The organism is Streptomyces sp. NPDC085937 (assembly GCF_044540535.1).
In the GTDB taxonomy this organism is placed as follows: Bacteria; Actinomycetota; Actinomycetes; order Streptomycetales; family Streptomycetaceae; genus Streptomyces.
The window spans coordinates 116,241-138,625 of the sequence record NZ_JBITSH010000012.1; the positions used below are offsets into that span (position 1 = coordinate 116,241).

The 22,385-nt window shown below is 72.5% G+C and carries 22 protein-coding genes; 8 read left to right on the forward strand and 14 right to left on the reverse strand.

Annotated features, from left to right (window positions below):
- Positions 1-59 precede the first annotated feature (59 nt).
- Entirely contained in the window at positions 60-1,991 is a 1,932-nt protein-coding gene (gene pknB, locus ACIF8S_RS24485) for a Stk1 family PASTA domain-containing Ser/Thr kinase (RefSeq protein ID WP_400001725.1), read from the forward strand.
- Between the two features lie 49 nt (positions 1,992-2,040).
- The gene (locus ACIF8S_RS24490; protein ID WP_400001727.1) at positions 2,041-2,919 is read left to right on the forward strand and encodes a deoxyribonuclease IV; all 879 of its coding nucleotides are present in this window, start codon (positions 2,041-2,043) and stop codon (positions 2,917-2,919) included.
- A 72-nt stretch (positions 2,920-2,991) separates the two neighbouring features.
- Here the strand turns inward: ACIF8S_RS24490 and ACIF8S_RS24495 are convergent, their stop codons facing one another.
- Positions 2,992-3,639 (reverse strand): sulfite oxidase-like oxidoreductase, encoded by a 648-nt coding sequence (locus ACIF8S_RS24495; protein ID WP_400001729.1) that lies wholly within the window; start codon positions 3,637-3,639, stop codon positions 2,992-2,994.
- A gap of 185 nt (positions 3,640-3,824) precedes the next feature.
- Here ACIF8S_RS24495 and bfr point away from each other — a divergent pair, with 185 nt between their 5' ends.
- The gene (bfr, locus tag ACIF8S_RS24500; protein WP_024882587.1) at positions 3,825-4,343 is read left to right on the forward strand and encodes a bacterioferritin; all 519 of its coding nucleotides are present in this window, start codon (positions 3,825-3,827) and stop codon (positions 4,341-4,343) included.
- Between the two features lie 18 nt (positions 4,344-4,361).
- Here bfr and ACIF8S_RS24505 read toward each other — a convergent pair whose 3' ends face one another.
- A complete protein-coding gene (locus ACIF8S_RS24505) occupies positions 4,362-4,598 on the reverse strand; it encodes a (2Fe-2S)-binding protein (protein WP_349793534.1) in 237 nt (78 codons plus the stop codon).
- A gap of 154 nt (positions 4,599-4,752) precedes the next feature.
- Complete coding sequence (locus ACIF8S_RS24510) at positions 4,753-6,105, reverse strand: class II 3-deoxy-7-phosphoheptulonate synthase (RefSeq protein WP_145825329.1); 1,353 nt, start codon at positions 6,103-6,105, stop codon at positions 4,753-4,755.
- A gap of 96 nt (positions 6,106-6,201) precedes the next feature.
- On the opposite strand from ACIF8S_RS24510, the gene ACIF8S_RS24515 reads away from it, so the two are divergent.
- Positions 6,202-6,258, forward strand: a complete 57-nt coding sequence (locus ACIF8S_RS24515) for a trp operon leader peptide (RefSeq protein WP_078493144.1) — start codon at positions 6,202-6,204, stop codon at positions 6,256-6,258.
- Between the two features lie 106 nt (positions 6,259-6,364).
- Positions 6,365-8,248 carry an anthranilate synthase family protein gene (locus ACIF8S_RS24520; protein WP_400001732.1) on the forward strand — a complete coding sequence of 628 codons (1,884 nt, stop codon included), beginning with the start codon at positions 6,365-6,367 and terminating at the stop codon, positions 8,246-8,248.
- Here the strand turns inward: ACIF8S_RS24520 and ACIF8S_RS24525 are convergent.
- The 5 genes from ACIF8S_RS24525 to ACIF8S_RS24545 form a co-directional block, all read right to left on the reverse strand.
- Positions 8,200-9,195 carry a 2-hydroxyacid dehydrogenase gene (locus tag ACIF8S_RS24525; RefSeq protein WP_400001733.1) on the reverse strand — a complete coding sequence of 332 codons (996 nt, stop codon included), beginning with the start codon at positions 9,193-9,195 and terminating at the stop codon, positions 8,200-8,202. The two genes, ACIF8S_RS24520 and ACIF8S_RS24525, sit on opposite strands and share 49 nt — an antisense overlap.
- Positions 9,196-9,520: 325 nt before the next feature.
- Positions 9,521-10,549: a 6-phosphofructokinase gene (locus tag ACIF8S_RS24530; protein WP_400001735.1), complete on the reverse strand. Its 1,029-nt coding sequence runs from the start codon at positions 10,547-10,549 to the stop codon at positions 9,521-9,523.
- 126 nt (positions 10,550-10,675) lie between these two features.
- Positions 10,676-11,368: a response regulator gene (locus ACIF8S_RS24535; RefSeq protein WP_400001736.1), complete on the reverse strand. Its 693-nt coding sequence runs from the start codon at positions 11,366-11,368 to the stop codon at positions 10,676-10,678.
- Positions 11,365-12,603, reverse strand: coding sequence for a MacS family sensor histidine kinase (macS, locus tag ACIF8S_RS24540; RefSeq protein WP_400001738.1), 1,239 nt, complete (start codon positions 12,601-12,603; stop codon positions 11,365-11,367). The genes ACIF8S_RS24535 and macS overlap by 4 nt, the downstream gene beginning before the upstream one ends.
- A gap of 35 nt (positions 12,604-12,638) precedes the next feature.
- Positions 12,639-13,442 (reverse strand): lysophospholipid acyltransferase family protein, encoded by an 804-nt coding sequence (locus ACIF8S_RS24545; RefSeq protein WP_349793862.1) that lies wholly within the window; start codon positions 13,440-13,442, stop codon positions 12,639-12,641.
- A 196-nt stretch (positions 13,443-13,638) separates the two neighbouring features.
- On the opposite strand from ACIF8S_RS24545, the gene ACIF8S_RS24550 reads away from it, so the two are divergent.
- Together ACIF8S_RS24550 and ACIF8S_RS24555 are read left to right on the forward strand one after the other, a co-directional pair.
- A complete protein-coding gene (locus ACIF8S_RS24550) occupies positions 13,639-14,436 on the forward strand; it encodes an alpha/beta hydrolase (RefSeq protein ID WP_400001740.1) in 798 nt (265 codons plus the stop codon).
- On the forward strand, positions 14,429-15,013 hold the full coding sequence (locus ACIF8S_RS24555) for a hypothetical protein (protein ID WP_400001741.1): 585 nt from the start codon (positions 14,429-14,431) through the stop codon (positions 15,011-15,013). Before ACIF8S_RS24550 ends, ACIF8S_RS24555 begins: the two co-directional genes overlap by 8 nt.
- A 26-nt stretch (positions 15,014-15,039) precedes the next feature.
- Here ACIF8S_RS24555 and ACIF8S_RS24560 read toward each other — a convergent pair whose 3' ends face one another.
- From ACIF8S_RS24560 to ACIF8S_RS24585, 6 genes are all read right to left on the reverse strand, one after another.
- The gene (locus ACIF8S_RS24560; protein WP_400001743.1) at positions 15,040-15,795 is read right to left on the reverse strand and encodes an endonuclease/exonuclease/phosphatase family protein; all 756 of its coding nucleotides are present in this window, start codon (positions 15,793-15,795) and stop codon (positions 15,040-15,042) included.
- An 83-nt stretch (positions 15,796-15,878) separates the two neighbouring features.
- Positions 15,879-16,832, reverse strand: a complete 954-nt coding sequence (locus ACIF8S_RS24565) for an ROK family glucokinase (RefSeq protein ID WP_145825338.1) — start codon at positions 16,830-16,832, stop codon at positions 15,879-15,881.
- 133 nt (positions 16,833-16,965) lie between these two features.
- Positions 16,966-17,502 carry a DUF5304 family protein gene (locus ACIF8S_RS24570; protein ID WP_400001746.1) on the reverse strand — a complete coding sequence of 179 codons (537 nt, stop codon included), beginning with the start codon at positions 17,500-17,502 and terminating at the stop codon, positions 16,966-16,968.
- 58 nt (positions 17,503-17,560) lie between these two features.
- The gene (locus tag ACIF8S_RS24575) at positions 17,561-18,721 is read right to left on the reverse strand and encodes an ArsA family ATPase (protein ID WP_400001747.1); all 1,161 of its coding nucleotides are present in this window, start codon (positions 18,719-18,721) and stop codon (positions 17,561-17,563) included.
- 96 nt (positions 18,722-18,817) lie between these two features.
- Complete coding sequence (locus ACIF8S_RS24580; protein WP_024882602.1) at positions 18,818-19,255, reverse strand: SRPBCC family protein; 438 nt, start codon at positions 19,253-19,255, stop codon at positions 18,818-18,820.
- 142 nt (positions 19,256-19,397) lie between these two features.
- Complete coding sequence (locus ACIF8S_RS24585; RefSeq protein WP_400001749.1) at positions 19,398-20,195, reverse strand: metallophosphoesterase; 798 nt, start codon at positions 20,193-20,195, stop codon at positions 19,398-19,400.
- Positions 20,196-20,491: 296 nt separating this feature from the next.
- Here ACIF8S_RS24585 and ACIF8S_RS24590 point away from each other — a divergent pair, with 296 nt between their 5' ends.
- Positions 20,492-22,288: an AMP-dependent synthetase/ligase gene (locus ACIF8S_RS24590; protein ID WP_400001751.1), complete on the forward strand. Its 1,797-nt coding sequence runs from the start codon at positions 20,492-20,494 to the stop codon at positions 22,286-22,288.
- Positions 22,289-22,385: the final 97 nt, after the last annotated feature.

The following is a 22,385-nucleotide window of genomic DNA, read 5'->3' on the forward strand; positions in this document are numbered from 1 at the left end:
CCGCTCCAACGGCGGTTGATCGGGCCGGAGCTGTCCTCGCGGACTCGTAGACTCGCTGCGTGGACACGACCCTTCAGGACCCGCTGGTCGGGCAGGTGCTCGACGGCCGCTACCGCGTCGACGCGCGGATCGCCGTCGGCGGGATGGCCACGGTCTACCGGGCCCTGGACACCCGTCTCGACCGCATCCTCGCGCTCAAGGTGATGCATCCCTCGCTCGCCTCCGACGCCTCCTTCGTGGAGCGCTTCATCCGCGAGGCCAAGTCCGTCGCCCGGCTGGCCCACCCCAACGTCGTCCAGGTCTTCGACCAGGGCGCCGACGGGGCGTACGTCTACCTGGCGATGGAGTACATCGCGGGCTGCACCCTGCGCGACGTGCTGCGGGAGCGCGGGGCGCTCCAGGCGCGGGCGGCGCTGGACATCCTGGAGCCGGTGCTGGCCGCGCTGGGCGCCGCCCACCGGGCCGGGTTCGTGCACCGTGACATGAAGCCGGAGAACGTGCTGATCGGGGACGACGGCCGGGTCAAGGTCGCCGACTTCGGTCTGGTCCGCTCGGTGGACACGGTGACCAACAGCACGGGCACCGTGCTGGGCACGGTGTCGTACCTCGCCCCGGAGCAGATAGAGCACGGCACCGCGGACCCCCGCGTCGACGTGTACGCCTGCGGCATCCTGCTGTACGAGATGCTGACCGGTGAGAAGCCGCACGACGGCGACTCCCCCGCGATCGTCCTCTACAAGCACCTGCACGACGACGTGCCGCCGCCCTCGGCGGCCGTGCCCGGTCTGGCCCCCGCGCTGGACCAGCTGGTCGCGGCGGCGACCGCGCGTGAGCCCGGGGCCCGCCCGGCCGACGCGGTGGCGCTGTTCGCCCGGGCCCGTGAGACGCGCGGCCGGCTCAGTGACGAGCAGCTCGACGCGATGCCCCCGCAGGCGCTCACCTCCGAGCACGACAACGCCGACGACCGCACCAGCGTCATCCCCCGCGCGCTCACCGTGCCGCGCCCCCTCCCGGTGAACGAGGACGAGGACGACGGCATGGATCCGGTGAACCGGACCAGCCGTTTCCACTCCCCGCCGCCGCTTCCGCCCCGCCGCCGCACGGCGCTGCGGCGCGGACCCGCGGCCATCGTCGTGGCCGTGCTGCTGGTGCTGGGCCTCGGCGCGGGCGTCTGGTACATCAACTCCGGGCAGTTCACCAAGGTCCCGCCGCTGCTGTCGAAGACCGAGCAGGAGGCCCGGGACCGGCTCGCCGAGGCCGGCCTGGACGTCGGTGAGGTCGAGGAGCAGTACAGCGACTCCGTCGAGCGGGGCAAGGTGATCAGCACCGACCCGGCGGCGGGCGCCCGTGTGCGCGGCAGCGCCTCGGTGTCGCTGACCCTGTCCAAGGGGCCGCAGACCGTGCGGGTGCCCGACCTGGACGGGTATCCGCTGGACAAGGCGCGCTCGCTGCTGGAGGACGAGGGCCTGGAGCCGGGCATGGTCACCCGCGAGTTCAGCGACTCCGTGCCCAAGGACGCGGTGGTCTCCACCGAGCCGGGCAAGGGCACCAAGGTCCGCGCGGGCTCGGCGGTGAAGCTGGCCGTGAGCAAGGGCAGCCCCGTGGACCTGCCCGACGTGACCGGTGACGACCCCGAGGACGCGCGCGCCGAGCTGGAGGAGGCCGGGCTGAAGGTGGAGATTGCCACCGAGCGGGTCAACTCCGAGCACGACGCGGGCAAGGTGGCCCGGCAGACCCCGGAGGCCGGCGGGCAGGCCGCGGAGGGCGACACCGTCACCCTCACGCTCTCCAAGGGCCCGGAGATGGTCGAGGTGCCGGACGTCGTCGGCGACAGCGTGGACGAGGCCCGGGAGAAGCTGGAGGGCGCCGGGTTCGGGGTGAAGGAGGACCGCGGTCTGCTGGGCCTGTTCGGCGACACCGTCAAGGACCAGTCGGTGGACGGCGGCGAGACCGCGCCCAAGGGCTCGACGATCACCCTCAAGATCAGGTGACGGAGGGGGGCCGTCCGGGTGACGCGCGCGTCCGTGCCACCCTTGACGGGTGAAGAGTCACCCGTCCGGCCCCGCCCGTAACCCCATCGGCAGTCACGTCCCCGTGGCCGGCGGTCTGCATTCCGTCGGCCTGTCCTACGCCCGTGACCTGGGGGCGGAGACCGTGCAGGTCTTCGTCGCCAACCCGCGCGGCTGGGCCACCCCGGCCGGCAACCCCGTGCAGGACGAGGCGTTCCGCGCGGCCTGCGCCGAGGCGTCCATGCCCGCGTACGTGCACGCCCCGTACCTGATCAACTTCGGGTCCCACACCCCGGCGACCGTCGAGCGGTCGGTCCAGTCGCTGCGGCACTCGCTGCGGCGCGGCCGGGCGATCGGCGCGCTCGGCGTGGTGGTGCACACCGGCAGCGCGACCGGCGGACGGGAGCGGGCGGTGGCGCTGGAACAGGTGCGGGAGCACATGCTGCCGCTGCTGGACGAGCTGACGCACGACGACGACCCGTTCCTGCTGCTGGAGCCGACCGCGGGCCAGGGCGCCTCGCTGTGTTCCCTGGTGGAGGACCTGGGCCCGTACTTCGCGGCGCTGGACGCCCACCCGAGGCTCGGCGTGTGCCTGGACACCTGCCACGTCTTCGCGGCCGGGCACGACCTGGCCGCGCCGGACGGCGCGCACCGGACGCTGGACGAGCTGGTGGCGACCGTCGGCGAGGGGCGGCTGAGGCTGATCCACGCCAACGACTCGATGGACGTGGCCGGCGCGCACAGGGACCGGCACGCGGGCATCGGCGCCGGGCACATCGGCGAGGACCCGTTCCGGGAGCTGATGACGCACCCCGCGACGGCGGGCGTGCCGCTGGTCATCGAGACACCGGGCGGCAAGGAGGGGCACGCGGCGGACGTGGAGCGGCTGAAGAAGCTCCGCGACGGCTGAGCCGTACGGGCGAACGCCGCCCCGCGCGCCGTCGCACGCGCGGCCGTCGCACGCGCGGCCGTCGCACGGGGGTCAGAGCTCGGGGCCGTCCCCGGGCTCCTCCTGGTAGGAGTAGCGCTGTTCCTTCCAGGGGTCGCCGAGGTTGTGGTAGCCGCGCTCCTCCCAGAAGCCGCGGCGGTCGGCGGTCATGTACTCCACGCCGCGGACCCACTTGGGGCCCTTCCAGGCGTACAGGTGGGGCACGATCAGGCGCAGCGGGAAGCCGTGTTCGGCGGTGAGCAGTTCGCCGTCCTTGTGGGTGGCGAACAGGGAGCGGTCGGACGTGAAGTCCGCGAGCCGCAGGTTGGAGCTGAATCCGTACTCCGCCCACACCATCACATGGGTGACGTCGGGGGCGGGCGGCGCGATCTCCACGACGGTGCGGGCGGGGATCCCGCCCCACTCCGAGCCGACCATGCTGAACTTGGTGACGCAGTGCAGATCGGCCTCGACGGTGGTGTACGGCAGCGCCGTGAACTCCTCGTGGGTCCAGCAGTGCTTCTCGCCGTCGGCGGTGGCGCCGAAGATCCGGAACTCCCAGCGCTCCGGGCGGAACTTGGGGACCGGCCCGTAGTGGGTGACCGGCCAGCCCTTCTGGAGCCGCTGCCCCGGCGGGAGCTGGAGATCCACCGCTCCTCGTGTCGCGCGCTCCCCCGATTCGCGTTCCGCCGGCTGACCCATGTCTCCATCCTGACAGACCGGTGGCCATGCTCCTGAACCGGGCCCCGCAGATTCGGTCAATCATCCTCAAAAGAGGCCAAGTATGGGTTTACTTACTAAGTACGTACTTACTGGACGATCTTCCGTGCCGGTGCAATCATGCGCGCGACCCGCTCATTTCCCCCCACGCGGAAGGAGCCCGTGCCATGCAGGGCGATCCCGAGGTCATCGAGTTCCTCAACGAACAGCTGACCGCCGAGCTGACGGCGATCAACCAGTACTTCCTGCACTCCAAGCTCCAGGACCACAAGGGCTGGTACAAGCTCGCCGAGTACACCCGCGCCGAGTCCTTCGACGAGATGCGCCACGCCGAGCTGCTCACGGACCGCATCCTGCTGCTCGACGGCCTGCCGAACTACCAGCGGCTGTTCCACGTCCGCGTCGGCCAGACCGTCACCGAGATGTTCCAGGCCGACCGGGAGGTCGAACTGGAGGCGATCGACCGGCTCCGCCGCGGGGTGGAGGTCATGCGCAACAAGAACGACATCACCTCCGCCAACATCTTCGAGGCGATCCTGGCCGACGAGGAGCACCACGTCGACTACCTGGACACCCAGCTGGAGCTGATCGACAAGCTGGGTGAGGCGCTGTACCTCTCGACGGTCATCGAGCAGTCCCAGCCGGACCCCTCGGGCCCCGGGACCCACGGCTTCAAGACGCCCTGAACGACAGCGGGAGACCGCCTACGCGGCTTCCTCGACCTCCGCCACGAGCGGCTGCTCGCCCTGGTCGATGAGCTGCCGCCGGGGGCAGGCACCGCGGCCCAGCAGCGCCTGGATGCGCCGGACGCAGCCGCCGCAGTCGGTGCCGGCCTTGCAGGCGGAGGCGATCTGCCGGGGCGTGCAGGCGCCGGCTTCCGCGTGGCTCCTCACCTGTTCCTCGGTCACGCCGAAGCAGCTGCAGACGAACACGCGGGTCACCTCCCGACGGAGTACAGGGTCGTGCCGTACCGACCCTCCGTCGGTGAGGCAAACCTAACCTTACCTACGCCCTCGAAGGGCACGAAAGAGGGGTGGGGCGTGATCCGGTGTGAAACACGCCCCACCCCTGACGGCCGGCGACCGGCCGTGCCGGTCACTGGTCCCGGTACATCTCCGCGACCAGGAAGGCCAGGTCGAGCGACTGGCTGCGGTTCAGCCGCGGGTCGCACGCCGTCTCGTAGCGCTGGTGCAGGTCGTCGACGAAGATCTCGTCGCCGCCACCCACGCACTCGGTGACGTCGTCACCCGTGAGCTCCACGTGGATGCCGCCCGGATGGGTGCCGAGCTCCTTGTGGACCTCGAAGAAGCCCTTCACCTCGTCCAGCACGTCGTCGAAGCGACGGGTCTTGTGCCCGGAGGCCGCCTCGAAGGTGTTGCCGTGCATCGGGTCGGTCACCCACGCCACGGTCGCGCCGGACGCCGTCACCTTCTCGACCAGCTCGGGAAGATTGTCGCGGATCTTGTCCGCGCCCATCCGGACGATGAACGTCAGCCGGCCGGGCTCCCGCTCCGGGTCGAGGCGGTCGATGTACCGCAGCGCCTCCTCGGCCGTCGTGCTCGGGCCGAGCTTGATGCCGATGGGGTTGCGGATCCGCGAGGCGAACTCGATGTGCGCGTGGTCCAGCTGCCGGGTGCGCTCACCGATCCACACCATGTGCGCGGACACGTCGTACAGCTGTCCCGTGCGGGAGTCGACCCGGGTGAGGGCCGACTCGTAGTCGAGCAGCAGCGCCTCGTGCGAGGAGAAGAACTCGACGGTCTTGAACTCCTCCGGCTCCGCGCCGCACGCCTGCATGAAGTTCAGCGCCTGGTCGATCTCGCGGGCCAGCTGCTCGTAGCGCTGGCCGGACGGGGACGACTTCACGAAGTCCTGGTTCCAGGCGTGCACCTGGCGCAGGTCGGCGTAGCCGCCGGTGGTGAAGGCGCGCACCAGGTTCAGCGTGGAGGCCGACGCGTTGTACATCCGCTTCAGCCGCTCGGGGTCCGGGACCCGGGCCTCCTCGGTGAAGTCGAAGCCGTTCACCGAGTCGCCGCGGTACGTCGGCAGCGTCACGCCGTCACGGGTCTCGGTCGGCTTGGAGCGCGGCTTGGAGTACTGGCCGGCGATCCGTCCGACCTTCACCACGGGCACCGAGGCCGCGTAGGTGAGGACGGCGCCCATCTGGAGGAGCGTCTTGAGCTTGTTGCGGATGTGGTCGGCGGACACGGCGTCGAAGGCCTCGGCGCAGTCGCCGCCCTGGAGGAGGAACGCCTCTCCCTTGGCGACGGAGGCCATCCGGGCGCGCAGCTGGTCGCACTCGCCCGCGAAGACGAGCGGCGGATACGACTCGAGGTCCGCGATGACTGCGCGCAGAGCCTCGGGGTCGGGGTACTCGGGCTGCTGCGCCGCGGGCAGATCTCGCCAGGTGTTGCCAGCGCTCGCGCTGGTCTTAGCGTTCACGGTCACGGAACCCACATTACGGGGTCGGAACGGTCGTCCATCCCGACGCCCAACAAATGAGACAGGGTCCGCACCGACGCGCGATGCGCTAGGGTCGGGGCCATGTTCGCGCACTCGACCCGCACCTGGTGGTGGACCGCTCATCCGGCGGCCCACTGACTGCGCGTACGCACCGACTTCGCGAAGGCCGCCCGAGGGGCGGCCTTCGGTGGTTTCCGGGGTCGTTCCTCACCGCTCACGACAGCGACGAAACGAGGAACGCCCCATGGACCTGCTGGCACGGCTCCGCCACGACGACCGCCCCTTCGCCCTGCTGCGCCGCCGCACCCCCGGCCACGACCACGACACGGTCGAGCTGCTGATCGGCCCGGTCGCCTCCCATGACCGTCTGGCCGACCTGCCCGACGAGGGCCTCGCGCTGGTCCCCTTCCGGCAGATCCGCGAGCGCGGCTTCGACGTCCGCGACGACGGCACCCCGCTGCTGGTGCTGGCCCCCGAGGAGCGCCACGAGATCCCGCTCGCCGAGGCCCTGGCGGCGCTCCCGGCGCACGACGTGCGGGTCGAGGGCGGTGGCTTCGACGTCGACGACGAGGAGTACGCGCGGATCGTCGGCCGGGTCCTCGACGAGGAGATCGGCCGGGGCGAGGGCGCCAACTTCGTCATCCGCAGAACGTACGAGGGCGGGATCCCCGGGTTCGGGCGGGCCGACGCACTCGCGCTGTTCCGGCGGCTGCTGGAGGGCGAGCGGGGCGCGTACTGGACGTTCGTCGTGCACACCGGCGACCGGACGCTGGTCGGCGCGAGCCCCGAGGTGCACGTGCGGGCGTCGGGCGGGACGGTCGTGATGAACCCCATCAGCGGCACCTACCGCTACCCCGACGGGGGCCCCACCTCCGAGCACCTGCTCCGCTTCCTCGCCGACGGCAAGGAGATCGAGGAGCTGTCGATGGTCGTCGACGAGGAGCTGAAGATGATGTGCACGGTCGGCGACATGGGCGGCGTGGTGATCGGCCCCCGGCTGAAGGAGATGGCGCACCTCGCGCACACCGAGTACGAGCTGCGCGGCCGGTCCTCCATGGACGTGCGCGACGTGCTGCGGGAGACCATGTTCGCGGCGACCGTCACCGGCTCGCCGGTGCAGAACGCCTGCCGGGTGATCGAACGGCACGAGGCCGGCGGACGCGGCTACTACGCGGGGGCGCTGGCCCTGATCGGCCGGGACGAGGGCGGGGCCCAGACGCTGGACTCCCCCATCCTGATCCGCACCGCCGACATCGACGCCACCGGGCGGCTGCGGGTGCCGGTCGGGGCGACCCTGGTGCGCGGCTCGGACCCGGCGGGCGAGGTGGCGGAGACCCACGCCAAGGCCGCCGGGGTGCTGGCCGCGCTGGGGGTGCGTCCCGGGCGGCCGCGCGCGGAGTCCGCACGGCCGAACCTCGCGGACGACCCGCGGGTGCGGGCGGCGCTGGACGGGCGCCGGGCCGCGCTGGCGCCGTTCTGGCTGCGGATGCAGGAGCGGTCACGGGCGCTCGCCGGGCACGCGCTGGTCGTCGACGCGGAGGACACCTTCACCGCGATGCTCGCCCATGTGCTGCGGGCGGCCGGTCTGGAGGTCACCGTACGCCGCTACGACGAGCCCGGACTGCGGGAGGCGGTGCTCGCGCACGAGGGCCCGCTGGTGCTGGGGCCCGGTCCGGGCGACCCCTCCGACACGGCCGACCCGAAGATGCGGTTCCTGCGCGCGCTGACCGCCGAGGTCGTCGCGGGCAACCGGCACGGCGTCCTCGGCGTCTGCCTCGGCCACGAGCTGCTGGCGGCCGAGCTGGGCCTGGACATCGTCCGCAAGGAGGTGCCGTACCAGGGCGCGCAGACGGAGATCGACCTGTTCGGGCGGCCGGAGACGGTCGGCTTCTACAACAGCTTCGTGGCGCACTGCGACGAGGACGCCGCGCGGGAGCTGGCCGCGCACGGCGTCGAGGTGAGCCGCGCGGCGAACGGCGAGGTGCACGCGCTGCGGGGGCCCGGTTTCGCGGGCGTGCAGTTCCACCCCGAGTCGGTGCTCAGCCTGAACGGCGCGGCCGTGGTGCGGGAGCTGATGGGTCAGCTGCGCGGCACCAGCACGTTGCCGGAGCGGCGGCCGGCGGTGTAGTCGAGGACGTTGTCCACCGTCCTGGCGACGATCTGCGCGACGGCGTCCCGCGTGTAGTACGCCTGGTGGGAGGTGACCAGGACGTTCGGGAAGGTGACGAGGCGGGCCAGGGTGTCGTCGTCGACGGCCTCCAGGGACTTGTCGAGGAAGAACAGGCCCGCCTCCGCCTCGTACACGTCCAGGCCCACGCCGGTGAAGCGGCCGGCGCGCAGTTCGTCGACGAGGGCGGCCGTGTCGACGAGGCCGCCGCGGCTGGAGTTCACCAGGATCGCGTCGTCCCGCATGGCCTTCAGGGCGGTCGCGTCGATGAGGTGCCGGGTGCTGGGCAGCAACGGGACGTGCAGGCTGACCAGGTCGGACTCGGCGAGCAGCTGCTCCTTGGGGACGTACGTCATGCCGAGCTCCCGGCAGGCGGGGTTCTCGGCGACGTCCCAGCCGAGCAGCCGCATGCCGAAGCCGTGGGCGATCCGGGCGAAGGCCTCGCCGATCTTCCCGGTGCCGAGCACGCCGGCGGTGCGGCCGTGCAGGTCCCGGCCCATCAGCCCGTCGAGCCGGAAGTCGAAGTCACGGGTGCGGGTGGAGGCGCGGACGATGCGGCGGTTGACCGCCATGGCGAGGGTCCAGGCGAACTCGGCGACGGAGTACGGGGAGTAGGAGGAGACGCGGGCGACGGTGATGCCGAGGCGTTCCGCCACGTCGAGGTCGACGTTGTTGAAGCCGGTGGAGCGCTGGGCGACCATCCGGGTGCCGCCGGCGGCGAGGCCGGACAGCACGTCGGCGCCGAGGTCGCAGTTGACGCTGGTGGAGATGATCTCGTGACCGGCGGCGATCGGGGCGGTGTCCGTGTTGAGGAAGACGTCGAGGGGGTGGACGGGGTGGTGGTCTGCGAAGGCGTGCTCGATGAGGGGCTTCTCGTCTGCCTGGACGCCGAAAGCGAGGATCTCCACGGGCCCCTCCGGGGGTTTGTGCGGGTTTGCTTCCCTGCGGGGAGCTTACGGGGCCGTGGGCAAACTCGACGTGGGCCGAAAGGCCCTGGGTGTCGGCGCGGGGCGGGGGTGCCGCCGCGTAGCGGCGGAAGCGCCCCTCAGGGGCGCGGGGAACTGCGCGACCAGCCACCGACGGGCCGCACCCGGCGGACGACGATGCGAGGCACCCCATGAGCCGCGGGCACACCACTGACGCCGAAGCTCTCCGAGAGGTGCCGCCTGCGCCCACCCGTGCCGCCCCAAGCGGCACGACTGCCCGCAGGCGGCGGCGCCCCGCGGTCGGGCGTCAGCCGAAGAAGACGCCCACCTCCTCGTAGAGGGAGGGAGGAACCGTCTTCAACCGGGCCGTCGCGTCCGCCATCGGGACGCGGACTATGTCGGTGCCCTGAAGCGCGACCATCGTGCCGAAGTCGCCGTCGCGGACGCAGTCGACGGCGTGCAGGCCGAAGCGGGTGGCGAGCCAACGGTCGAACGCGCTGGGCGTGCCGCCCCGCTGCACGTGTCCCAGGACGGTGGTCCGCGCCTCCTTCCCCGTGCGTTTCTCGATCTGCTTGGCCAGCCATTCGCCGACCCCGGAGAGCCGGACGTGTCCGAAGGCGTCCAGGGACCGGTCCTTGAGCACCATGTCGCCGTCGCGCGGCACCGCGCCCTCCGCGACGACCACGATCGGGGCGTAGGAGGCGCGGAACCGTGAGGTGACCCAGGCGCACACCTGGTCGACGTCGAAGGGGTGCTCCGGGAGGAGGATGACGTTGGCGCCGCCGGCCAGACCCGAGTGCAGCGCGATCCAGCCGGAGTGGCGGCCCATCACCTCGACGACCAGGACCCGCATGTGGGACTCGGCGGTGGTGTGCAGCCGGTCGATGGCCTCGGTGGCGATGCCGACGGCGGTGTCGAAGCCGAAGGTGTAGTCGGTGGCGGACAGGTCGTTGTCGATGGTCTTGGGCACGCCCACGCAGGGCACGCCGTACTCGTCGGCAAGGCGGGTGGCGACGCCGAGGGTGTCCTCGCCGCCGATGGTGATGAGCGCGTCCACGCCCAGCGCGGCGAGGTTGTCGTTGATCCTGCGGATGCCGTCGGTCTCGTTGAGCGGGTTGGTGCGCGACGAGCCGAGGACGGTGCCGCCGCGCGGCAGGATGCCGCGGACCGCCGGGATGTCGAGGGGGACCGTGCGTCCTTCGAGGGGACCGCGCCAGCCGTCCCGGAATCCGGTGAACTCGTAGCCGTACTCCTGTACGCCCTTGCGGACGACGGCCCGGATGACGGCGTTGAGCCCGGGGCAGTCGCCGCCGCCGGTCAGTACTCCGACCCGCATGGAAGTGTCCCTTCGCCATGGTTGACGGAATGCCGTTCGTTCCCACCTGGCACGGTAAGGGTGATCCGGGTCACGTCGACATGGCCGGGACGGTAAATCCCGGGAGAGGACGGGGCGTTGGGGCGGCTACGCGTCGTCGAGGCCGCGTTCGATGGCGTACCGGACGAGCTCCACGCGGTTGTGCAGCTGGAGTTTGCCGAGGGTGTTCTGGACGTGGTTCTGCACGGTGCGGTGGGAGATGACCAGCCGTTCGGCGATCTGCTTGTAGCTCAGTCCCTTGGCGACCAGACGCAGCACCTCGGTCTCGCGTTCGGTGAGCCGGGGCGCCTTGGACTCCTCCGCGCCGCCGCCCGGGCCGGCCGGTTCGGAGGCGAGGCGGCGGTACTCGCCGAGGACCAGTCCGGCCAGGCCCGGGGTGAACACCGGGTCACCGGTGGCGGTGCGGCGCACCGCGTCCCGCAGGTCCTCGGTGGAGGCGGACTTGAGCAGGTAGCCGGTGGCGCCGGACTTCACGGCCTCCAGGACGTCGGCGTGCTCACCGCTGGCGGAGAGCACCAGGACGCGGACGGCGGGGTCGGCGGCGACGACCTCCTTGCACACCTGGACGCCGGGCTTGCCGGGCAGGTTCAGGTCGAGGACGAGGACGTCGGGGGCGGCGGCCTTGGCGCGGCGCACCGCCTGGTCGCCGTCGCCCGCGGTGGCGACGACCTCGAAGCCGGACTCGGACAGGTCGCGGGCGACGGCGTCCCGCCACATGGGGTGGTCGTCGACCACCATCACCCTGATCGGCGTCCCGGTGCCGCCGGTCGTCTCGCTCATCGCTGTTCCGCCTTCCCCCGTGGGTCGTTCGTGTCCTGCCGGTGCCTGGGCACCCTGAGTTCGACCTCCGTGCCCTGTCCGGGCACCGAGATCACGTCGGCGCTGCCGCCGAGGTCGTGCAGCCGGCCCCGGATGGACAGGGCGACACCGAGCCGCCCCTCCCCCTCGGCCTGGGCGAGCCGCCCCTCGGGGATGCCGGGGCCGTCGTCGCGGACGGTGACGATCACCTCGTCCGGTTCGTCCTCGACCAGGATCCAGGCGCGGGCCTGCTCCCCCGCGTGCCGGCGGACGTTGTCCAGGGCGGCGCCGACGGCGGCGGCCACCTCCCGCGCGGCGGCCGGGGGCAGCGTCACGGGCGCGCCGGGTTCGGCGAGGCTGACCCGGGACCCGGCGTGCGGGGCGAGCAGGGACCGTAGGTCCACCGGCCCGTCGTCCGCCGGTTCGTCCTCCTCGACGGTCCGTACGACCGCTCCCAGGGCCGCGTCCTCGGAGGCCCGGGAGACGGGCACCAGGCCGCCGGAGACCAGGGTGCGCAGCGCCACCTCCTGCTCGCCGGCCATCCGGCCCAGTTCGGCGGCCTCGCCGCCGATCACCGCGCCGCGCCGCTGCACCATCGCCAGCACCTGGAGCACGCTGTCGTGGATGTCCCGGGCCAGGCGCTCCCGCTCGCGGGTCGCCGCCTCGATCTCCAGGGCGCGGGCGAGGGTGCGTTCGGAGGCGCGGGCGACCTCGACGACGTAGCCGATGGCGATGGAGGCGACCCAGACGAGGACGACGTTGTGCACGGTGTCGCGGGCCGGGGTGCCGCGTTCGACGAGGTTGGCGACGGCGACGAGGGTGGAGGCGAGGGCCGCCCAGCGCCAGCCGCCCCGGACGGCGAAGGCGAGCACCGACCCGGCGGTCCAGATGGACGGCAGGGTGGGACCGCCGTCGTGGACCCGTTCGGCGGCGTCGGCGATCGGGGTGATCAGGATGCCGGTGACGGCGAGGGTGAGGTCGACGGCGAGGAAGGGCTTGGTGCAGGCGGCGGCGCTCGCGACCCTGGGCAGGGTGGCGAGGGTCCACACGCCGAGGACGGCGAAGTAGGCGACGGCGAGCCAGGGGCGGGTGAACCCGTCGTGGGCGGCCGCGAACAGGCCGGTCGCGTACACCATGGCGAGCAGCCGGAAACCGGCGAGCGCACGCCACAGCGGCTGCTCCACCGACATGCGCATGACTCTGTCGCGCTGGGCCATGTTCCCCCACTCCCCCCGGTGCGACCCGGCCCCGGCTACCGCTCGGAACGTCCCCCGGTCCGTCCCCGGTCCGCCTCTTCCATGGCCGCCTTCAGCTTCTCCGCCTGTTCCTTGTCCGCCCGGACGAGGGCGGCCTTCGCCGCCTTCTCCGCTTCCTTCTCCGCCTTGGCCGCCTCCGCGAGCTGACGCTTCATGGCGGTGGCGTACATGTCGACGTACTCCTGGCCGGACAGCTTCATGATTTCGTACATGACCTCGTCCGTCACGGCGCGGAGCACGAAACGGTCGTGCTCCATGCCCTGGTAGCGGCTGAAGTCGAGGGGCTTGCCGATCCGGATGCCGGGGCGCATCAGCTTGGGCATCACCTGCCCCGGGGGCTGGATCTTCTCCGTGTCGATCATGGCGACGGGGACGACCGGCGCCCCGGTGGCCAGCGCCACGCGGGCCAGGCCGCCGGGCTTGCCGCGGTAGAGGCGGCCGTCGGGCGAGCGGGTGCCCTCGGGGTAGATCCCGAACAGCTCACCGCGCTCCAGCACCTCTATGCCGCTCTTGATCGCCGCCTCGCCCGCGCCGCGCGCCCCGGAGCGGTCGACGGGGAGCTGGCCCACGCCCTTGAAGAAGGCGGCCGTCATCCTCCCCTTCACTCCGGGCGTGGTGAAGTACTCGGCCTTGGCGATGAAGGTGACCTTGCGGTCGAGCATCACCGGGAGGAAGAACGAGTCGGAGAACGACAGGTGGTTGCTGGCCAGGATCGCGGGGCCCTCGGCGGGAACGTTCTCCAGGCCCTCCACCCAGGGCCTGAAGGCGAGCTTCAGCGGCGCTCCGATGGCGACCTTCATCGTGCCGTACAACAACCGAGTGCCTCCTGTGCGTGTTGGTCAGACCATATCCCGGAGCGGGCCCCAAGGCCCCGACGGCCCTGGTCGGTGTCAGTGCGGTCGCGTACGGTGAAGGTCCTGCAAACCGTGGCCGGCCCCGTGCCGGCCGTCATGACGTGCCGGACCTTCCCCGAGTCCCACGAACAGGAGGCCGAAGGTGCCGCTCCTGACCGGAGCCGAGCCGTTCCGTCACGAGGGCGGGGAGACCGCCGTCCTCCTCTGCCACGGCTTCACCGGTTCCCCGCAGTCGCTGCGCCCCTGGGCGGAGCATCTCGCCGAGCGCGGTCTGACGGTGTCGCTGCCGCTGCTGCCCGGGCACGGTACCCGCTGGCAGGACCTGGGGGTCACCGGCTGGCAGGACTGGTACGCGCAGGTGGACCGCGAGCTTCAGCTGCTGCGGGACCGCCGCGAGCGGGTGTTCGTGGCCGGGCTGTCGATGGGCGGCGCGCTGGCGCTGCGGCTGGCGGCGCTCCACGGCGACGCGGTGAGCGGGGTGATGGTCGTCAACCCGGCGAACAAGGTGCACGGGGTGGCGGCGCACGCCCTGCCGGTGCTCCGCCATCTCGTCCCGGCGACCAAGGGCATCGCGAGCGACATCGCCAAGCCGGTGAGCCGGGAGCTGGGCTACGACCGGGTGCCGCTGCACGCGGCGCACTCCCTGCGGAACTTCTTCCGGATCGTCGACGGCGAACTGCCGCAGGTCACGCAGCCGCTGCTGCTGATGCGCAGCCCGCAGGACCATGTGGTCCCGCCCGCGGACGCGGCGCGGATCCTCAGCCGCGTGTCGTCCGTGGACGTGACGGAGATCCTGCTGGAACAGAGCTACCACGTGGCGACGTTGGACCACGACGCGGAGCGGATCTTCCGGGAGAGCGCCGCGTTCATCGACCGGCTCGCACCCGGCGCCGTCAAGGAGCCCGGTCTCGGCAACGAAGGGACGACCGCAGGTGGCTGAGCACGACTCGGACCGTGAGGGCCGCGAGCCGGAGGAGAAGGGCGTTCCCTTCGACGAGGCCGCCGCCTGGGAGGCGATCGTCGCCGGGTACGGCGACGAGCCGAAGGACCCGCCGGGCGCCAAGCCGTTCAAGTCGGTGGAGGACCTGGCGCTGCTGGAGACCGAGACCAACGACGAGGACGGCGCCGGGACCAAGGCGCCGCCCCGCAGGACGGAGGAGGACGAGCCGGCCGGACCGCTGGGCGGTTCCGTGTCCTTCGCCCCCGGGGTCGGCCCACGCGACTACAGCGTGGCCGAGCCGGCGGAGGAGGACCTCGGCGAGAGCGACGAGGGGCACTTCGTGCCGCCGGAGCCGCCGCCGCTGCCGGAGGCGGACGTCACCTCCAAGTTCGCCTGGCTGGGGGTGCTGGGCGCCCCGGTGCTGCTCCTGCTGGCGATACTGCTGGGCTGGGAGATGACCTGGTGGCTGACCACCCTGTGCATCGGCGGTTTCCTGGGCGGCGCCGTCACACTGGTGACCCGGATGCGCACGGACGACGAGGACGACGAGGACCCGGGCCGGGGCGCGGTGGTCTGAGCCGGGCCGGCCCTGTCCGACGGGCCTCAGGCGGCGGGGATCCTCAGGGCGGCCAGTACCGGCAGGTGGTCGGTGGCCGCCCTCAGATCCGCCTCCGTCACCCCGGGCTGGTCGTGGGGCACCCCGCAGCCCAGCACCTCGACGCCCTTCGTGACGAACAGGGCGTCGATGCGCTTGGGCGGGTCGCTGTGCGTCCAGGTGTGCTCGCCGCCCCAGGGCGCGGCGGTCCGGCAGTCGGTGAGGGTGCCGGCCAGCCGCCGGAAGGTGCGCCCGGCCGGCTCGTCGTTGAGGTCCCCGCCCGCGACGACGTGGTCGACGCCCATCCCGGCCACCCGGTCCAGCAGCATCCCGCCCTGCTCGTGGCGTTCGTCGGCGCGCAGGGAGAGGTGACAGCTCAGCACCCCGAGCCGTGCCCCGCCGAACCGTACGACGGCGGTGGCGAAGCCGCGCCGGTGCTGCCCGGGGGTGAGCGGCAGCAGCACGTCCTCGGTGCGCTCGACGGTGGCCCGCAGCGAGCACAGGAGGGCGGGCCCGGCGGCGGTGGCCCCGCCGGAGAGCGTCACCAGGCCGGAGTCGGAGGCGAGCCGGGCGAGCTTCTTGCGCCAGCGGAAGAACCGCGGCGCCTCCTGCAGCAGCACCAGGTCGGGTGCGCAGGCACCGATCACCCGGGCGAGGGCGGCGGTGTCGTCCTTCAGGGAGCGGATGTTGTAGCTGAGCACCCGGACGACGGCCGAGCCGTCGGCCTCGGTCCGGGATCCGGGCAGCAGCGGAGTCGTCGCCATGACGATCAAGATACGCCGGAAACGGCGACGCCCGCCGTCCCCCGGGGAGGGTCGGGCGGGCGTGGCCACGTGCCGTCGCGCCGTCACATGATCGGGTCGGGCTCCCGGGCCAGGTCGGCCGCGCCGACCAGACCGGCCTTGTTGCCGAGCTGGGCGCCGAGGACCTCGGCGACCGGGCGCCAGTTGCCGCCCACCAGCCAGCGCCGGTACGACTTGCGGATCGGGCCGAGGACCAGTTCGCCCTCGTCGGAGAGGCCGCCGCCGACGATGAACGCGGAGGGGTCGAAGAGGGAGGCCAGGTCGGCGAGTCCGGCGCCGACCCAGCGGGCCAGCTCCCGGTAGGAGTCGACGGCCACCCGGTCGCCCTGGCGGGCGGCCATGGAGACGTGCTTGCCCTCGATGCCCTCGGGGGTGCCGTCACCGAGCGCGAGCAGGGTCTGGGCCTGGTCCGGGGTGGCGTTGGCGCGCTGCTTGGCGTAGCGGACCAGGGCGCGGCCGGAGGCGTACTGCTCCCAGCAGCCCTGCGAGCCGCAGCCGCACAGCAGGCCGTCCGGCACCATGCGGATGTGGCCGAACTCGGCGGCCACGCCGAAGTGGCCGCGGCGCAGCTTGTTACCGATGATCACACCGCCACCGAGGCCGGTGCCCAGGGTGATGCAGATGACGTTGCGGTGGCCCTTGCCCGCGCCGAACTTGTACTCGCCCCAGGCCGCGGCGTTGGCGTCGTTCTCCACGACGACCGGGAGGCCCACGCGGGCCTCGACCTTCTCCTTGAGCGGCTCGTTGCGCCAGAGGATGTTGGGGGCGAAGTAGACCTCGGAGCGCTGACGGTTGACGTATCCGGCCGCGCCGATGCCCACGCCGACGATGTCGTGTCCGGCGCGTGCTCCTTCCACCGCGGAGGCGATGGCGTCCACGATCTCCTCGGGCGTGCCCGGGGTCGGCACCTTGTGCGTCGAGAGGATGGTGCCTTCCTCGTCGACCACGCCGGCCGCGATCTTGGTGCCGCCGATGTCGACGCCGATGGTGAGTCCCATGAATCCCTCAGTTCCGGTCGAGCCCCGCTACGCCAACGGTACCCGAGGCGACGGGCTCGCCGTCCCTGTGTCCGCAGGCCGGGCGGCCCGGCGGGGAGCAGGGACGCCCCGCCGGTGACCGGTGCCGCCGGGGTCAGTCCAGGTCGATGCGCTCGCCGGGACCGGTGCCGGGATCGTCACCGGGGTCGCGGTGCTCGTCGGGGTCGTGCGGGGCGGTGTCGCGCGCCGTCCAGCGGCGTTCCTGGTCCTGCACCGCGGACCGGTAGGCGGCGAGCAGTTCACCGCCCGCGGCGGCGAGGTGGTCGAACACGTCGGGGTTGCGCTCGATGACCGGTTCGACGGCGGCCTTCGCCTGCTGGACGACCTGGCGGACGACCTGCTGGGCGGCGGGTCCGGCGACCGCGCCGAGCAGTGGGGACTGCATCCCGGAGAGCTTGTCCGCGACGGCGTCGACCAGCTTGCGCAGTTCCTCGGCGGCGGAGCCGGGGGGCGGGCCGTAGCGGGCGCGGCGGCGGGCCCGTTCCTCTTCGAGGTCCTCGGCGGCCGCGGTCGCCCAGGCGTCGGCGTGGGCCTCGGCACGGTCCGCGCGGGCGTCGTCCACCGGCGTGCCGACGGTGTCGTCCTTGGCCTGGTTCGCGGCGTCGTCGGGCGGTGGGAGCTGTTCGCTCATGACGGACTCCTTGACTGCGGGTGGCCCCCTCGACGGTACCCGAACGGCCGTCGCGGCTTCACCGGGTGCGCGGCCAGAGCGCCGGATCGGGCCGGAACCTGACGCGCAGCTCGCCCTCGCGCAGGGCGGCGCCGTCGACGGTGCAGCGGCGCAGCGCGGAGGGCAGCGGGACGACGCGGCGGAACGGCTCGGCGGTGACGACCAGTTCGTCACCGCGCCGGACGAGGTCGAGGGCTTCCCGGCGGGCGCCGGGCAGCGGCAGGTGCCAGACCAGGACGCCGTCCTCGGCGAGCCGGTCGGTGACCGGCCACCCGGCGGTGCCGGTGGCCGCGGGGGCGGCGGGCACGACCGGTACGGCGAGCAGGGCGAGGTCGTCGGCGCCGCGCGGGTCGCGGCCGAGGTGGGCGACCGGGCGGACGTCGTACTCCTCGCGCCACTCCTCCAGGGTCTTGCGCTGCTGGGCGAGGGGTCCGGCCAGCCAGCTGTCGGCGTCGCTCTCCGGCAGGACGCGGTTGGCGATCACGGCGTCCAGGCGCAGTCCGCGCAGGGCCACGCCGAGGGCGGCGGTGCGCAGGGCGTCGGCGCCCGCCGGGCCCGGTTCGGCGACGAGGCGTACGGCGGTGCCGCGGTCGGCGAGGAGGGCCTCGACGGCGGCGAGCTGGAGGTCGAGGCGGGTGGCCGTCTCGTAGATCCACTCGGCGGGCATCGGGACGCCGGCGAGCCGGCCGAGCACCGGGCGCAGGGCGCGGGCGGCCTGCCGTTCGGGCGGCAGGAGGCGGCGCAGCGCGCGGCGCAGTTCGTCGGGGAGCGCGAGGAGCGAGATCGCCCGGGGGGTGGCGGGGAGGTCGACGACGAGGAGGTCGTAGGACTCCTCGTCGCTCGCGGCGTCCCGCAGGGCGCGCAGGACGGCGAGTTCCTCGGCGCCGGGCAGCGGGCCGGTCTCCTCGGGGACCAGCCGGGAGGCGCCGAGCAGGTCGAGGGCGCCGCCCGCGCGGTCCTGGAGGGCGGCGAGGTCGGCCCGGAAGCCCGCGTCGGGGTCGGTCCGGCGCACGGTGAGTCCCGGTACGTCGCGGTCGCCGAGGACCGGTCCGAGGGTGTCCGTGGGGTCGGTGCCGAGCAGCAGGGTGCGGGCGCCTGAGCGGGCGGCGGCGAGCGCGGTGGCGGCCGCGGTCGTGGTGCGTCCGCTGCCGCCGGGGCCCGTGATCAGGAGGGTGCGCATGGGGGTGAACGGTAACGGACGCCGGGCGGGGGCGGGTTCCGCGTGCCCGCGCCCGCGGGGCGCCTGCCCCGCCGCCCGCCGGTGCCGCCCCGCCGGTTACGGGTGCGACTCGACGCGCTTCTTCAGGCCCGCGAGGGCACGGTCGATGATGACCTTCTCGGCCTTGCGCTTGATCATGCCGAGCATGGGGATCTTGACGTCGACGGTCAGCCGGTAGGTGACCTCGGTGCCGGCACCTGCCGGGGTGAGGACGTAGGAGCCGTCGAGGGAGCGCAGCATCTGCGACTTCACCAGCGTCCAGGAGACCTCGTGCGGGCCGCTCCAGGTGTACGCCAGGGTCTGGTCGTCCTTGATCGCGCCGGCGTCCATGACCAGGCGCACCTGCTCGGCGCGGCCCTCGGCGTCGGTCCTGAGGACCTCCGCCTCCTTCACCTCACCCGTCCAGTCGGGATAGCGGGCGAAGTCGGCGATCACCCCCATCACGTCGGCCGGTGCCGCCTCGATGGTGATGCTCGAGCTGGTGTGTTCCGCCATCGCCGTGGCTCCTCCAGATGCGGGCCGGTAGGTCGTCCTCGCCGTGCGTGGGCCGGACAGCGCACGCGCGTGCAGCGGAAGGCTACCGCGCACCGCCCGTACCGAGATCACCCGACCTGGGGCGTCGGCACCGAGGGGCGTCTCAGAACTCCAGCGCCCAGGGCCGTCCGGTGCTCGCGAAGTGCCCCACGTTCACGCATTCGGTGGCGCCGATCCGCATCCGCCGCACCAGCGGCTGGTGGACGTGGCCGAACAGCGAGTAGCGGGGGCGGGTGCGGCGTATCGCGTCGAGCAGGGCCTTGCTGCCGCGTTCGAAGCGGCGGGCGACGGTGTCGTAGACCAGCTCCGGGACCTCCGGCGGGATGTGCGTGCACAGCACGTCGACCTCGCCGACGGCCTCGATCTTCGCCGCGTACTCCTCGTCGTCGATCTCGTAGGGCGTGCGCATCGGGGTGCGCAGGCCGCCGCCGACGAAGCCGAAGGTCCAGCCGCCGATCTCCACCCGCTGCCCGTCGAGCACGGTGGTGCCCGGGGCGGCGTACTCCGCCCACAGGGGCGGCACGTCGACGTTGCCGTAGGTGGCGTACGTCGGGGCGGGGAAGGCGGCGAACAGCTCGGCGTACTGCTTGCGCACCGCCGTCTCGATCGCCGTGGCGCGGTCGACGCCGATGCCGGCCCACAGGCCGCGCTGGAACTCGCGTGCCTCCTCGAAGCGCCGCGCGGTGCGCAGCTCCACGATGCGGTGGGCGTTCTCCGTGCCGAACAGGTCGGGGAAGATGCCGCGCGAGTGGTCCGCGTAGTCGAGGAACAGCACCAGGTCACCGAGGCAGACCAGGGCGTCGGCGCCGTCCTTGGCGCGGGCCAGACCGCTCGCGTTGCCGTGTACGTCGCTGACCACGTGGACGCGGGTGCGCCGGTCCCCGCCGGGTGTGGGTGCCATGGTGATCAAGCGTAATCCTGTGGGGCATACGTGAACAATGGCGGGCCTACCTGCGGTTACTGGCTCGCCTCTTCGGCCGTGGACTACTGTGCGCAATGAAACACCAACCTGTGTGACGCAGCGAACATCTGGCAGGGCCCCCCTGTCGTGACAGCCATACCGGCGGGTAACGTCCGGGCAGTCCAGTCGTGCTCGGGATTTCAACCAGTGAATTCGCGAGCACCCGCCCGAGCCTTGGACCGCACCGTCGCATCGCACAACGTCGTGGCGCCGGCGCCCTAAGAGGAGCAGCAGTCTTGCGCGAGTTCAGCCTTCCGGCCCTGTACGAGGTCCCCGCGGACGGCAATTTGACCGACATCGTCCGCAGAAACGCCGCGCAGCATCCTGATGTCGCCGTCATGGCCCGCAAGGTCGGCGGAGCGTGGCAGGACGTGACGGCCACCACCTTCCTCGCGGAGGTGCGGGCCGCCGCCAAGGGCCTGATCGCCGCGGGCGTGCAGCCCGGCGACCGGGTCGCCCTGATGTCGCGCACCCGTTACGAGTGGACGCTGCTGGACTTCGCGATCTGGAGCGCCGGCGCGGTGACCGTGCCGGTGTACGAGACCAGCTCGGCGGAGCAGGTGGCGTGGATCCTCGGCGACTCCGGCGCCACCGCCTGTCTCGTGGAGCTCGACGCCCACACGGCGACCGTGGAGTCCGTACGCGACCGGCTGCCCGCGCTGAAGCACGTGTGGCAGATCGAGGGCGGCGGCCTGGAGGAGCTGGGCCGCCTCGGCGCGGACGTCAGCGACGAGACGGTCGAGGAGCGCTGCTCGGTCGCCAAGGCCGACGACCCGGCGACCATCGTCTACACCTCCGGCACCACCGGCCGCCCCAAGGGCTGCGTGCTGACCCACCGCAGCTTCTTCGCCGAGTGCGGCAACATCGTGGAACGGCTGCGTCCGCTGTTCCGCACCGGCGAGTGCTCGGTGCTGCTGTTCCTCCCGCTCGCCCACGTCTTCGGCCGGCTGGTGCAGATCGCGCCCATGATGGCGCCGATCAAGCTGGGCTGCGTGCCCGACATCAAGAACCTCACCGACGAGCTGGCCTCCTTCCGGCCCACGCTGATCCTGGGCGTGCCGCGGGTGTTCGAGAAGGTCTACAACTCGGCGCGCGCCAAGGCGCAGGGCGAGGGCAAGGGCAAGATCTTCGACAAGGCCGCCGACACCGCGATCGCCTGGAGCCAGGCGCTGGACACCCCGACCGGCCCGTCGTTCGGCCTGAAGGTCAAGCACAAGGTCTTCGACAAGCTGGTCTACGGCAAGCTCCGCGCGGTCCTGGGCGGACGCGGCGAGTACGCCATCTCCGGGGGCGCCCCGCTGGGTGAGCGCCTCGGCCACTTCTTCCGGGGCATCGGCTTCAGCGTGCTGGAGGGTTACGGCCTGACCGAGTCCTGCGCGGCCACCGCCTTCAACCCGTGGGACCGGCAGAAGATCGGCACGGTCGGCCAGCCGCTGCCCGGCTCGGTCGTGCGCATAGCGGACGACGGCGAGGTGCTGCTGCACGGCGAGCACCTGTTCAAGGAGTACTGGAACAACCCGGCCGCGACCGCCGAGGCCCTCGCCGACGGCTGGTTCCACACCGGGGACATCGGCACCCTGGACGAGGACGGCTACCTGCGGATCACCGGCCGGAAGAAGGAGATCCTGGTGACGGCCGGCGGCAAGAACGTCGCCCCGGCGGTCATCGAGGACCGCATCCGGGCGCACGCGCTGGTCGCGGAGTGCATGGTGGTCGGCGACGGGCGGCCCTTCGTGGGCGCGCTGGTCACCATCGACGAGGAGTTCCTCGGGCGTTGGTGCGCGGAGCACGGGAAGCCGACGGGGGCGACGGCGGCTTCACTGAGCCAGGACCCTGATCTGCTGGCGGCGATCCAGGCGGCCGTGGACGACGGGAACGCGGCGGTGTCGAAGGCGGAGTCGGTGCGGAAGTTCCGGATTCTTCCGGCGCAGTTCACCGAGGAGTCGGGGCATCTGACGCCTTCGCTGAAGCTGAAGCGGAATGTTGTGGCGAAGGATTACGCGCACGAGATCGAGGCGATCTACGCGAAGTGATGTGCGTGGAGTGGCGCCAACTGGGGTGGGGATGCTCGCCGTTGGCGGGTGCCGGTTCGTGGGGGCTGATCGCGCAGTTCCCCGCGCCCCCGGAGGG